We start from the raw sequence: 751 nt of genomic DNA, 5'->3' as shown, positions 1-751 counted from the left end.
ACCGTTAGCGGTAATGCTATGACAACAGAACAGACCAAAAATATAATCCGACTTTTGACCGACAAAGGTGTTCACTTTGACAACGGACTGACTGACGATGAAGTTTTGAAAGTAGAAACAAAATTTGATTTCAAATTTCCGCCTGACCTCAAATTGTTTCTGCAGACAGCTTTACCGACATCTGACAGATTTGTTAACTGGCGGCTTGGACTAAAATCAAAAGACGAGACAGACAAAATAATTGACCGACTTGGCTGGCCATTAGAAGGAATGTTATTTGACCTGCAATCGAATGACTTTTGGATAAACAGTTGGGGCGACAAGCCGAACACTTATGAAGAGAAGGAACGAATAGCAAAAGAGAAGTATTTGACCTTCCCTAAACTAATTCCAATTTATTCTCATCGTTATATTCCAAGCCAACCAAATGAAAAAGGAAATCCAGTATTTTCAGTTCATCAAATGGACATCATTTTTTATGGTTATGACTTGGCGACATATTTTGCAAACGAATTTAGTTTTGAGTTAACAGACGAATTTGAAATGCTGGACAAACCGAAAAGAGAAATTGAATTTTGGAGTAAATGGGTGGACGAATGGACAGAGAACTAAAAGCACATACCGCTAACAGCACCTACCCAAAAGGCGGGGGTTCGTATTCCAAAGACAGTTTTGTGGTTAATCAAACATTAGTTTTTCAAATCAAGTTTTGTGGTAAAAGTCCCGCCCTTCGGGTAGCTGCAAAACGTTA

1 protein-coding gene is annotated in these 751 nt (G+C 38.6%); it reads left to right on the top strand.

What is annotated here, in order from left to right; all coding sequences use genetic code 11:
- On the top strand, positions 1–612 hold a 612-nt coding region (locus I5M32_RS16590; protein ID WP_234462003.1), incomplete at its 5' end, for a hypothetical protein.
- Positions 613–751: the final 139 nt, after the last annotated feature.

The organism is Pedobacter segetis (assembly GCF_016623585.1).
GTDB lineage: Bacteria > Bacteroidota > Bacteroidia > Sphingobacteriales > Sphingobacteriaceae > Pseudopedobacter > Pseudopedobacter segetis.
Note: the sequence above shows the minus strand (reverse complement) of the source record. Positions and strands in the feature narration are given on the sequence as shown.